Origin of the sequence: Nostoc sp. (assembly GCF_036917455.1) — a bacterium.
In the GTDB taxonomy this organism is placed as follows: domain Bacteria; phylum Cyanobacteriota; class Cyanobacteriia; order Cyanobacteriales; family Nostocaceae; genus Nostoc.
Genome location: NZ_JBALDK010000069.1, coordinates 1 through 12304, shown reverse-complemented (window position 1 = coordinate 12304; position 12304 = coordinate 1). Strand labels below are relative to the sequence as shown.

Annotated in this window: 8 protein-coding genes and 1 pseudogene; 5 read left to right on the top strand and 4 right to left on the bottom strand. The window is 42.2% G+C overall.

Annotation, left to right across the window (positions count from 1 at the left end; genetic code table 11):
- Positions 1-437 precede the first annotated feature (437 nt).
- The gene (aroA, locus tag V7K42_RS07865; protein ID WP_334915068.1) at positions 438-1718 is read right to left on the bottom strand and encodes a 3-phosphoshikimate 1-carboxyvinyltransferase; all 1281 of its coding nucleotides are present in this window, start codon (positions 1716-1718) and stop codon (positions 438-440) included.
- 191 nt (positions 1719-1909) lie between these two features.
- Between aroA and V7K42_RS07860 the strand changes: the two are divergent.
- The 3 genes and pseudogenes from V7K42_RS07860 to V7K42_RS07850 all read left to right on the top strand — a co-directional run.
- Positions 1910-2647 (top strand): annotated as a pseudogene (locus V7K42_RS07860) (adenylate/guanylate cyclase domain-containing protein); the annotation flags it as partial.
- A gap of 259 nt (positions 2648-2906) precedes the next feature.
- A complete protein-coding gene (locus tag V7K42_RS07855; protein ID WP_334915066.1) occupies positions 2907-3215 on the top strand; it encodes a hypothetical protein in 309 nt (102 codons plus the stop codon).
- A gap of 277 nt (positions 3216-3492) precedes the next feature.
- Entirely contained in the window at positions 3493-5715 is a 2223-nt protein-coding gene (locus tag V7K42_RS07850; protein ID WP_334915064.1) for an FdhF/YdeP family oxidoreductase, read from the top strand.
- A 273-nt stretch (positions 5716-5988) separates the two neighbouring features.
- Here V7K42_RS07850 and V7K42_RS07845 read toward each other — a convergent pair whose 3' ends face one another.
- On the bottom strand, positions 5989-6438 hold the full coding sequence (locus tag V7K42_RS07845; RefSeq protein ID WP_334915062.1) for an orange carotenoid protein N-terminal domain-containing protein: 450 nt from the start codon (positions 6436-6438) through the stop codon (positions 5989-5991).
- 365 nt (positions 6439-6803) lie between these two features.
- Between V7K42_RS07845 and V7K42_RS07840 the strand changes: the two genes are divergently transcribed.
- A complete protein-coding gene (locus V7K42_RS07840; protein WP_442938543.1) occupies positions 6804-7013 on the top strand; it encodes a hypothetical protein in 210 nt (69 codons plus the stop codon).
- 225 nt (positions 7014-7238) lie between these two features.
- Here the strand turns inward: V7K42_RS07840 and V7K42_RS07835 are convergent, their stop codons facing one another.
- Positions 7239-8420: a serine hydrolase domain-containing protein gene (locus V7K42_RS07835; protein ID WP_334915060.1), complete on the bottom strand. Its 1182-nt coding sequence runs from the start codon at positions 8418-8420 to the stop codon at positions 7239-7241.
- Positions 8421-8562: 142 nt separating this feature from the next.
- Between V7K42_RS07835 and fdhD the strand changes: the two genes are divergently transcribed.
- Positions 8563-9411, top strand: a complete 849-nt coding sequence (gene fdhD, locus V7K42_RS07830) for a formate dehydrogenase accessory sulfurtransferase FdhD (RefSeq protein ID WP_334915058.1) — start codon at positions 8563-8565, stop codon at positions 9409-9411.
- 504 nt (positions 9412-9915) lie between these two features.
- Here fdhD and V7K42_RS07825 read toward each other — a convergent pair.
- On the bottom strand, positions 9916-11544 hold the full coding sequence (locus V7K42_RS07825; RefSeq protein ID WP_334915056.1) for an NAD(P)H-hydrate dehydratase: 1629 nt from the start codon (positions 11542-11544) through the stop codon (positions 9916-9918).
- Between the last annotated feature and the right edge of the window lie 760 nt (positions 11545-12304).

The following is a 12304-nucleotide window of genomic DNA, read 5'->3' as shown; positions in this document are numbered from 1 at the left end:
TTACGAATTAGAGCGCTAATATTACCATTAGAAATATCTACTATGTCACTAGGTCAAAATTAACGCATATAACTAGATGCTTTTGCCTAATTATCAACAGTAAATATCTCAAAGCCTTATTTTTTCGTACAGACTAGCTAATTTAGAATGATTGCGTTTAGGGGCTATAGTCTAGCCCCATAAAGGCTTTGAACGTTTTCGGAGATGTCTAAGGCATCGGGGAGGTTGGGAGGGGTAAAAATAATGTGCAGCTTCACAGAGAATTGGTATTAGAGGTAAAATAACATTAAATTAATCATGCCTCCGGCACGCCAAAGGCGAACGCGGCTATACAAACAAAACCCACTTCTGTGGGTTTAAAATTCTTAGAGTCCGCGCAGGCGGACTTCGTTTGTGTAGCCGCGATTTCTAATCGCCTGGTATATTCGCTCAATCTCTTATTGTTCTAACATTTTGAAGAATCGAGTAAAGTAATCTGGAAAAGTTTTCGCTGTACAGCCAGGATCTTTAATTACAATTCCTGGAACCTTCAAACCAGTAACAGCAAAAGCCATTGCCATGCGATGATCGTGATAGGTTTCAATTTCCGCCGGGGTAATGGGGCCAGGCTCAATTTTTAGTCTATCGGGAAATTCTTCAACCTGAACCCCTAACCGACGTAACTCTGTTACTACTGCTCGAATTCGGTCGGTTTCCTTATATCGAATATGTTCCACATTCCGAATGGTAATCGGTGAACTGGCAAAGGGCGCGATCGCACCTAATGTTTGCACCAAATCTGATATATCATTCATATCAATATCGATGCCTTGCAATTGCTTCGGCCCCGTCACTTCGGTGTAATCATCCGAAGCCTTAATTTGGCAACCCATCTGTTCTAAAACATCTAGCCAGAGAATATCACCCTGACACGATTGTTTGGTCAAATGTTTGACGCGTACCCGTCCACCTGTGACGGCGGCGGCGGCAAAAAAGTAAGAAGCATTTGAGGCATCTGGTTCTACTGCGTAATGTCGAGCTTGGTAACGTTGACCCGCTTTAATCTGAAATTGATTATCGCCGATTTGAATCACCTCCACGCCAAAATCTGCCATTAAACGACACGTCATCTTAATGTAAGATTGAGAAACTAATGTTCCTTCAACTTCAATGCTCGTATCTTGTTGAGCATAAGGCGCAATCATCAGCAATGCCGAAAGTTGTTGACTTGTTTGGTTCGCTTTCAAACGAAAATTTCCGCCAGCGAATCCCCGACTAGAAACGGTGTAGGGCATAAACCCGGAGTTTCCCTCAAAATCAATGCTTGCTCCCCCCGTTTGCAGCACCGTCAACATATCACCCATCGGTCTTTCTCGCATTCGAGGAACGCCATCTAGACGATATTCACCGTTACCCAGTGCCACCAACGCCGAAATAAACCGGGCTGCTGTACCTGCCAAACCCACAAATAAATCTGCCTGTTTAGCTGGAATGTCACCTCCTCTTCCCGCCACTTGAATCTGTGCCTGATGAGGATTCAAAGTAATGGGAATGCCTAATTGCTCTACGCATTTGACAAAATATTCGCTGTCTTCACTAAATAAGGCATTTTCTAAAATGGAGTCACCTTGCGCCAAAGCAGCAACAAGCAATGCCCGATTGGTAAGACTTTTAGAGCCGGGAATTTCTACCGTGGCATCCACTGGCCGATTTAGAGCAGGAATTGCAATGGTATCCACGTTAAACCTCTACGTAGGCGGTTAGCTACAACTTTATATATTCCCATATTGTGACCAAAAGGGGCAAAGGAAGATGAGTTTACAGGTGATGGCATTTTTGTGATATAGCACAAGCCTTGGTGGTTAGGACATCAACAAATGATGAAACTTAGACACAAAAAGACTTTTCACCCAGTCCCCAGTCCCTTGCTATATTTGGTGCGCCAATTAGTCGCATAGATGATTCTCAAAGAGCGATCGCCTGTGCTATTACGATGCAATTGGCAATGCAACAAGTAAACGAACAAAATCGGCAGATGAATTTTCCAATTCTGGAAATGGGAATTGGGATGAATACGGGTGAAGTTGTGGCTGGAAATGTTGGTTCTCAAAAACGCGCTCAATATACAGTTATTGGCAGCCATGTTAATTTAGCTGCCCGAATTGAGTCTTATACTGTGGGAGAACAGATTTTAATTTCCGAAAATACCTGTAATGATGCCAATATTGACCTCCAAATTGCTGGACAAATAAGAATAGAACCGAAAGGAATTAAATATCCTGTGACAATTTGTGAAATTCGTGGCATTGGCGGAAAATATAATTTATTCTTGCCTCAAGATGATGAAACAATAGTCATTCTCCCTCAACAAGTATCTGTGGAATATACAATTTTACAGATAAAACACGCAGTGGAAACAGTATTTATAGGAGCATTGATTAGCCTCTCATAAAAAGGGGCACAATTGCGATCGCCACATTCTTTAGAACTCTTGAGTAATCTCAAACTCAAGCTATTGATTGAAGCAGAACTGGCTACAGAACAAGCACATATCTATGCCAAGGCGATCCAACAGTCTAAAGTTGACGAGCATCTTTTCCTGCTTCGGTTTACAGCTGTTCCCCCAAAAGCGATCGCAATTCTCAATGCACTCCGTCAGCCTGGATGACATGAGGGCATTGTAATGAAGGGAGGTATATGTAAATAGGTTCAACTGAAAAAGTAGGTAGTTGAGATTTTTTTAAAACAGTAGCAATTGTTGCCGATCCAACCAGGCGATCGCGGTAAGATTTTGGACTTAAGCCTGATTTAACTCCAATAAATCCTTAATAATTTGTAATTAATTGTATAGAGTAAATAATTTTAGTTTTGGGTATACAAAATATAATTCCTTGTCAACCTAAGATTCAATTACATCCAAAGGACAAATGACGAACGTAAACAACTTTCAAAAGCTAGTAGAACTTGCAAATGAATATGGGATTATTTGCCAGCCAACGCCTGAAGAATGTTTGATTGCATCCTTACCTGGAGATGATGATTTTTTATTAGCTTTTACTTGGTCTGGTGCAGTAGAGGGAGAGCCTCCAGAGCATGAATTAATAGCAATTAGCTTACAGGATATAGTTAAAGAAGTTACAGTTGCAGCTTGGCAGATTCCTATTTATTTATTCGGAAACGTTTTAAGACAGGCTCAGATGCTTGTTGCTGCCCACAAAGATTTTGTTAGCAGCTAGTAAACAATACTTAATATATGTGTATCTGTTAATTTTTCCCTAGCCTCTAAAAAAGCAATACTATTTAATGTTAAGCAAAGGTCACTGCTAAAATCCCCGATTTTTTTAAAGTCGGGGATTTTGTTTTTCACCAAATTCCTGATTACTTTCTCAAAAAGTCCGTTTGCCTTTTGATTTCGGTAAATTCAGCAAGTAAAAGGATTTTTAACCGTCTGCTACTCATTTCTCAATCAAAACGATAGCCTAAGAGAATCCAGAAATTCACATACATTGCATCATGTTACCTAAACCCAAAAAACACTGGACACCTTCAAATTGGGCAAGTTGGAAGCCTTTCGGCATTGGCGAACAGTATCCCAACAATTATTGGGAGGTATTTCGGGCAATCTGGCTGTCGCGTGACAAACTACCTTATGCGTGGAATATTCTCGATAAAGGTGTCTGCGATGGTTGCGCTCTTGGAACAACCGGGATGAAGGATTGGACAACAGAAGGCATCCATCTCTGCAATGTTCGGTTGCGGTTGTTGCGGATGAATACTATGCCAGCTTTTGATCCTGTGCTATTGGAAGATGTTTCGCAGTTACAAAAGCAAAAAAGTGCTCAATTACGCGACTTGGGAAGGCTCCCTTATCCGATGATTCGTCAACGAGGGGAAAAAGGCTTTCGTCGTGTTAGCTGGGATGAAGCTTTAGGAGTAATTAGCGATCGCATCCGCGCTACCACACCAGACCGCCTCAGTTTTTATATTACCAGTCGCGGTACTGTCAACGAAACCTATTATGCTACCCAAAAAGCTGTGCGGGCAATGGGCAGCAATAATGTTGATAACGCCGCCCGCATCTGCCATTCTCCCAGTACGGCGGGACTGAAAGCTGCTTTGGGTGCTGGGGCTACCACCTGTTCTTATAAAGACTGGATTGGAACTGATTTATTAATCTTCATTGGTTCCAATGTTGCTAATAATCAGCCAGTTACCGTTAAGTATCTCCATTACGCCAAGAAAGCTGGCACTAAAATTGTAGTTATTAACACTTACCGCGAGCCAGGAATGGAGCGCTACTGGGTTCCCTCAATTGTGGAAAGTGCCCTTTTCGGTACAAAGTTTGCCGAAGACTTCTTCTTAATCAACATGGGCGGGGATATAGCATTTTTAAATGGCACTATTAAACATATTATTGCTCACAACTGGGTAGACCAGTCATTTATAAATTTACACACAGCTGGCTTTGCCGAACTCAAAGCATCTTTAGAAAGTCAATCTTGGGAAGAATTAGAACGGCTTTCTGGTACATCCCGCGAGTCAATGTACGCCTTTGCCAAAATGGTCAAAGAAGCGAATAAAGCCGTATTTGTTTGGAGTATGGGGATTACCCAGCATGAATGTGGTGAAGATAACGTGCGAAGTATCATTAACTTAGCTCTCACCAAAGGTTTTGTCGGTCGGAAAGGTTGTGGTTTAATGCCGATTCGCGGTCATTCTGGAGTGCAGGGTGGTGCAGAGATGGGATGTTACGCGACAGTGTTTCCTGGTGGTAAACCCATCACCCCAGAAAATGCTGCCCAATTGAGTCAGCATTGGGGTTTTGAAGTCCCAGCTAATAAAGGTTTAATTGCTCCAGAAATGATTAGCGCTGCACATCAGGGGGAATTAGATGTGTTATTTTCTGTAGGTGGAAATTTTTTAGAAGTGCTGCCAGAACCAGATTATGTGGAAGCGGCGCTGAAGCAAATACCTCTGCGGGTACATGCGGATATTGTTCTCTCCAGCCAAATGTTGGTAGAACCTGCTGATACTGTGGTGCTTTTACCTGCGACAACTCGCTATGAAATCCCAGGGGGAGTGACTGAAACTAACACCGAACGCCGGGTAATTTTCAGTCCAGAAATTGTGGGGCCGCGCATTGGAGAAGCACGTCCAGAGTGGGAAGTTTTTCTAGAATTGGCAAGGCGAGTAAAACCCGATTTGGCAGATAAGCTAGCTTTTGCTGACACCGCTGCTATCCGTCAAGAAATTGCTCAAGTCGTCCCCCAATATGCAGGTATTCAACACTTACAGCAAGCTGGCGATCAGTTTCAATATGGTGGCTCACATTTATGCTTTGGTTGGAATTTCCCTACAGCAGATGGCAAAGCCCACTTTGGGGTATTATTGCCACGCCAAAGAGAATTACCAGAAGGTTATTTCTTAGTAGCAACGCGCCGAGGCAAACAATTTAATAGTATGGTGCAGGAACGCAAGGATGCAATTACTGGGGCGGTGCGAGAGGCGGTGCTAATTAATGCTGGCGATGCGGCACTATTGGGTTTAAAAGATGGAGATAAAGTAATTCTCAAGAATGATTTAGGTGAGTTGTTGTGTCAAGTGTATATTGCGCCAATTCAGTCAGGAAACTTGCAAGTCCATTGGCCAGAAGGGAATGTGCTACTAGATAAAAGTAAGCGATCGCTCGAAGGTGTTCCTGATTATAATGCGATCGCGCGGTTGGAAAAAATCTGAAAATATTTAGGAAAATTAAGGAAATTTTGATAACAAAGTTTACATAAATACAGCTAACACAGAAATGTTGTTTAAATTCACATCGCAGTATTTCTGTCAATGCGTAAGTTACGCTCCATTAATTTGCATCAAAACTACCGCAAAGATGAGTATCTCTGCGGTAGTTCTAAATTAATGCCTATTCAAGTAGAGCGAAAGGAGCTAGACCTAGCTTAATTTGCTACTTTCAGTTATCCCCAATTATAGAAAGCTATTAAGAGTTTTTAGACTCAACTAACCCATTTTTTGCACGACAGTCAGCATGAAATTAATCCGCTGTTCAAAGTCTAGATTTTTGATTAATGCGACAAATTCATCTGTTTCACCAGGTAGTTGATAGTCAGATGGCACTGGAATGATGGTTCCATTCTCCATTCCTTGTGCCAGCATGAACCAAACGTCTAATCTGGCATTGGCACTTAGAGCATTATAGGCTTGGCTAATATTGTTAGCTGCACCATTAATAATGTCGCGTTGTGCTTGCAGTTGCTCTTCATGAGACAAGTCCAGGAATTTGTCAAACACTGCTTTAGCAAGAGCTTCTATCCTTTCGGGAGGTGCAGGCTTTAGCTGGTCTTTAAGATCCAAATAACCAAACCAAAGTAAGGCTAGCTGAGTATCTACATCAAAGCGTTGAAAAGTTTCTAAAGCTGGTTTTGTTTTTTCATCAATTGTATAAGTCATAAAAAACTCCAACAAAGTTAAGGTTATTCTGATTTCCTCAGTAACTAACTGAGGAAATTTGCTTTCAGTTACTTAATACAACTTAACGAACAAATGAAGATGGATAACCCTACTTAGGGTAGGTATATGACTCATTACATAAGACAGATATAGATAACTGAAATTGCTAGTTACAAAAATGCCTGCTTAGATGTATGTGAAATCTAACTAACCTCTGTGGCTCTCAGCGATCGCTCGAAGACATACCTGGTTATAATGCGATCACTTGGTTGGAAAAATAAACCTAATATCCTGTCGTCAGACATTACAGCCAACACCATCCCTAACTGCTACGCTAAACTTAGATCATCCCAAAACTTGCAGCTATGTCTGTCGCCAAAGATTTTAAACTACCAAAAGATGTAATATTTCCACCAGGGGATTTAGAAAGTAATGAGCCACCATTAGAAACATATCTACATTTACAGCAAATGTTGCTATTGATAAAATGCCTTGATTGGTGGTGGCGAGACCACAACGCCTATAGCAAACCTAGATTGGGAGCAACGCGAAAAAGTGAGATCCTCGTGAAATAGGCTCTTGAGGCAGGGGGAGCAGGGGGAGCAGGGGGAGTAGAGAGGCATTTTTAGTATTTTTTACTACCGAAACAGACTGCTTCTACACTTATTTCTTTCTCTTCCCCTGCCTCCCCTGCTTACCCTGCTTACCCATCTCACTGTTAGAGCATTGCTCCCACCTAGATTTACTACTCTATTACCACTAGCAATTATTATTCCACTGGCATCAAATTCATATTAAGATCATTTATTCTCAACAACTTCTATACCTGTCCTAGCTACTGATTTAAGATCAATATTCTGATTGTTTAGCAACACTATTATAGTGGTATTTTCACTGGGTAAATATGCAAGCAATGTTGCAAAGCCATAAGCTATACCACTATGCCCAATTGCTTTTTCCAAAGGAGATGAGAACCTTTCTACACCCAAGCCATAGCTATAGCTTGCCCCATTATCTTTAAATTTCAGCATTTCTTTCATCATCTTCGAGGAAAGTAAGCTTTTTTTGACAAATAACGCTTTGGCGAACTTGGCTAAATCTTCTGCTGTTGAAACCAATCCACCATCTCCTAAACCATTACCATCATTGACATCAGCATAGCTATCTAGCTTACCATCCTTATGGCGATCGCCATAACCTGTAGCTACTTCTCCAATTGTCGGTTCGCGCAATTCTGTGAAAGTATGTTTTAATCCTAATGGTTTTAAAATCTGGCTGCGGATTGCTTGGGCGAGAGTTCCCCTAGTTATATTTTCAACAATTAGTTCCAAAAGAATGTAGTTGCAATCAGTATAAATAAATTTCTCTCCGGGATTTGCCTGCGGTTGTTCTTGGTACATATACGGAATCGCTTCTCTGGCTGTCCAAGGCTGTGAGCGACTTCTTTTTGCAGTAGCTTGAATAAACTCTTTTGTATCTAAGTATTCTGCAACCCCACTGGTGTGGTTGAGCAATTGACGAACTGTAATTTTATCGCTGTTGACAATATGAGGAGTGATGTCTCTTGGTAAGTATGTTGCGATCGTCCGATCTAATTGTATCTTCCCTTGCTCTACTAATTTCAGCACAACCACCGCCATAAAAGTTTTACTCATACTGGCGATGGAAAAACCATCTGTGGTTTTCATCCGGGTTTTTGTTGACAAGCTATTGACACCAGATGCTCCCACCCAAGAACCTTTGGGTGTAGAAATATACATTACTGCCCCAGGAATTTTTTCTTCAACAACTATCTCATTTAAGAGTGTCTGTAGTTGAGAACTTTTTCCGACGGTGGAGGTAGACATGATTTGTTTAGCAAAAGATTTTTCAATTACTTTTTGACTAATGTTATTACCCACTAAATATCCACCTAAACCAAGGGAAATCACAAAGACTATTGCAAATAAAATTTTTCTGAAAGCCAAAAATTTTAGGTTCATTTTACTTCCTAAACAGAAACCTAGCAATTTAGTTCAACTCAACAAATTAGTTGGTGAGCATCAAAGAGACATCTGATATACAAATAGCATTACTCTGTTTCCAGATTAGTATCAAAATTTCAATTTACCAACTCTCATAAATATGACAATGCAAACTAAAAGCAAAACCCAAGCCACTGTTTGGGTAATGGAAAAAGGTCAAGTACGGCCTCGTTTAGATCATCTCACCACTGAGGAACCTTTGGAAATTCGCCTTACCCCTTTCCAGAAGACGGTAGCTGTAACAATGCGAACACCAGGGGCAGATTTTGAACTAGCAGCTGGTTTTCTCTACAGTGAAGGAGTCGTTAGCCGCAGAGAAGATATTCGACGGATAAGCTACTGCGTTGATGAATTAGTAGATGGTGAGCAACGCCATAATATCGTAAATGTAGAATTGCGGGATGGGTTGATTCCAGACTTACAGCCTTTAGAACGTCATTTTTACACTAGTAGCGCCTGTGGGGTGTGTGGTAAAGCTAGCCTTGAGGCTTTGCGTCTGCGGGGATGTCCCATGATTCCTGCTGGGCCAACGCTAACACCTGAAATCGTATACAGCTTACCTGACAAGCTCCGCGCGGCTCAAGGTATCTTCACAGCTACAGGAGGTTTGCACGCTGCGGCTATCTTCGATACTCAAGGAAATTTGTTGAACCTGCGGGAGGATGTTGGGCGACACAATGCTTTGGATAAATTGATTGGTTCAGCTTTTCTCAGTGACGAGTTGCCTTTAAATAATTGTATTGTCTTAGTAAGCGGACGCTCTAGTTTTGAAATTTTGCAAAAGTCTACAACTGCTGGAGTTCCCATTGTTTGTTCTGTTTCCGCTCCCAGTAGTTTAGCCGTGTCTGTCGCCAAGGAATTTGGGATTACCCTAATTGGATTTCTGCGCGGAGAACGGTTCAATATTTACACTGGTTTACAAAGAATAAACACCCTAGACCAAGGGTAGACTCTCAAACCTCCATTCAATCAACCATTTTTTGTATAGCACAAGCCTTGGTGGTTAGGACATCAACAGATGATGAAACTTAGACACAAGAAGACTTTTCACCCAGTCCCCAGTCCCCAGTCCCCAGGGGAGCAACGCGAAAAAGTGAGATCCTCGTGAAAAGAGCAGGGGAGGCAGGGGGAGCAGGGGGAGCAGGGGGAGTGAAGAGAAAACTTTAGTATTTTTTACGACCTTTATAGCTAGGGACTTCCAAATAAAAAAATATTCCAAAACTGACGCAAAAATCCTCTTAATCTCTCTTCTATCTGTGTTCTCTGCGTCTCTGTGGTTCGTTTTTTGGAATAATTTATTCCTTGGAAATCCCCTATAAATACACTTATTTCTTTCTCTTCCCCTGCCTCCCCTGCTCCCCCTGCTCTCCCTACTCACAAAATCGCATTGCTCCCGTCCCCAGTCCCCAGTCCCTTGCTATACCTAAGATTATATTTAGGACTTGTCTAATGACTAATGAATTTTCACCAAATATTGTGTCAATGTAAACGCATCTACACCCAATTCAGTCCGCTCTTGGGCGGCTATTATACCCGCTTGCGAATGCCACCAAGCAGCAGTTGCTACAATATCTTCTACGAGAGTCTGTTTAGTTTCTGCTTGCGCCAACAATCCACCGAGTAGTCCAGTTAACACGTCACCGCTACCGCCACGCGCCAAGGCGGGTGTACTTTCAGGAACAATCCAAACACCACCTTGAGGGTTAGCGATCGCAGTTCTTGCCCCTTTCAACAACACCACCGCCCCACTTTGTGCTGCTGCTTGCTGTACTGCTTTCACCCTGTCATTTTTGGCATCGGCGACATCAGGAAACAATCGCTGGAATTCGCCAGTGTGGGGTGTGAGTACGGTTACGGCAAGACGTTTTTTTAAAGTGGCGATCGCTCCCATTTGTGCGAGGATATTTAAACCATCGGCATCGAGAATCAAAGGGCGATCGCTCTTAATTACCTCTTGGACAATGGGAGTAGCATCTCGTGTTAAACCGGGGCCACAAGCGATCGCATTAAAGGAACTCAGATCGGTGTTTTCTGGTAATTGTAGGTGAGCAATGGCTCCACTTTCCGTCTCTGGACAACCGACAATTAGCGCTTCTGGCAAGTGTGACACCAAAAGAGATTTCAACGATTCAGGTACGGCAATGGAAAGCATCCCCACACCACTAGCCCTAGCACCCAAACCAGTTAAAATTGCTCCACCTGCATAGCGCCGCGAACCACAAATCAACAGTAAATGTCCTTCCTTATATTTGTGGGTAACTGGTGGACGAGGTAGGGGTAGAGTAGCGAGTGCCATTGCTGGCGTAATGCGTTTAATCCTGGGTGCGTCTTTTAAAACAGCTTCTACATCAGCTAAAGGAATATCAAAATCGATTAACTCAGCTTTGCCGAAATATTCCAGCGCCCGATCTTGGAAGAAAGCTAGTTTCCATAAACCTAAACAAAAAGTATGAGTAGCGCGAATAGCAGTTCCTAATACTTCACCTGTGTTGGTGTGTAAACCTGAAGGTAAATCGATACTATAAATTGGTACAGACAATTCATTTAGCTGATTAATTGCAGAAACGATGGGATCGGTGAGGTTTTTTTCTAAACCAAACCCAAACAAGCCATCAATCAACAAATCAGAATCTGGCAGTTGCTCAATTGTTTGATAAATTGGAATGCCCAAACTTTGAGCATATTGTAAGTGCTGTGAAGTTAATTCCTTAAGCTTAGAGAAAGGAGAATAAATCCAAACCTCATCCCCGCGAAAGTATAATTCACGGGCTACTACCAAAGCATCCGCGCCATTATGACCAGGGCCAACAAGAATTCCGACACGATATCCCCTTTTTAAAGAGATGTTTGAAGGAACATAGCCCTTCTTATTAAAGGGAGCCAGCGAGGTTTTGGGGTTTCCCCAAGTAGAGCGACTGGCGTGGGTTGGGGGGATCTCTTGAATGCGACGAGCAATTAATCCCGCCACCTTTTCCATCAAAGCTACTACAGGCATTCCCGCAGCAAAGATGCGATCTTCAATATCGTGCATCTGCCCAGCAGTCACTACCACTTGCGAAATTTTTTCTTGCCTATTCTGCATTAGATTTATTCCCGTTAAGGGTAGCGAGGCCTTTAGACCATACTGAGTTATGAGTTTTAAGATAACTGAAACCTTAGCAGATTTCAAAACCCTTCATACAAATGAACGATTAAAAGCTGTGTAAAGGGAGCCATTGCCATTGTGGGGTCTAGATTTTGTCAAATTAAGCTCAAATGCTTATCCTACATACCTTGTACCCCATTATAACCCTGCCCTTATAAAGGCAACGGTGTACACACAAGTAGCAAAAACTTCATCCACCAAAGATTCGCGCTGCATTCCGCTGGCGTGACAAAGCTAAAACGCATTTGTTATTTCGGCATACGCATTTGTTATTTCGGCGAACGCATTTGTTATTTCGGCGAACGCATTTGTTATTTCGGCGAACGCATTTGTTATTTCAGCGAACTCATTTGTTATTTCGGCGAACGCATTTGTTATTTCGGCGAACTCATTTGTTATTTCGGCGAACGCATTTGTTATTTCGGTGTGTCCATAACGCACTCTACAAAACTACTATAATTGAAACCTATACTGGTCATACTTGTGCGTACACCGTAGCCTTATAAAGGCGAGGGAACCGGATTTTCTGTTTCCCCCCAATACATCCTACGGTGTACACACAAGTCTTTTAACATTGCCTCACAAGCTTTTGATCCCCCCAACCCCCCTTAAAAAGCTATCCATTATAAACATCTTTCTTAATACAAAATTTGACAAAAGTCAGCAGTTATGGGGAGGAGGATGAAGGAAAAAAATC

What these genes read in the sequence shown, in the direction of transcription:
- V7K42_RS07855 (WP_334915066.1), top strand. Translation starts at nt 2,907, where the DNA reads ATGACGAACGTAAACAACTTTCAAAAGCTAGTAGAACTTGCAAATGAA.
- V7K42_RS07850 (WP_334915064.1), top strand. Translation starts at nt 3,493, where the DNA reads ATGTTACCTAAACCCAAAAAACACTGGACACCTTCAAATTGGGCAAGT.
- V7K42_RS07845 (WP_334915062.1), bottom strand. Translation starts at nt 6,438, where the DNA reads ATGACTTATACAATTGATGAAAAAACAAAACCAGCTTTAGAAACTTTT.
- V7K42_RS07840 (WP_442938543.1), top strand. Translation starts at nt 6,804, where the DNA reads ATGTCTGTCGCCAAAGATTTTAAACTACCAAAAGATGTAATATTTCCA.
- V7K42_RS07835 (WP_334915060.1), bottom strand. Translation starts at nt 8,420, where the DNA reads ATGAACCTAAAATTTTTGGCTTTCAGAAAAATTTTATTTGCAATAGTC.
- fdhD (WP_334915058.1), top strand. Translation starts at nt 8,563, where the DNA reads ATGACAATGCAAACTAAAAGCAAAACCCAAGCCACTGTTTGGGTAATG.
- V7K42_RS07825 (WP_334915056.1), bottom strand. Translation starts at nt 11,544, where the DNA reads ATGCAGAATAGGCAAGAAAAAATTTCGCAAGTGGTAGTGACTGCTGGG.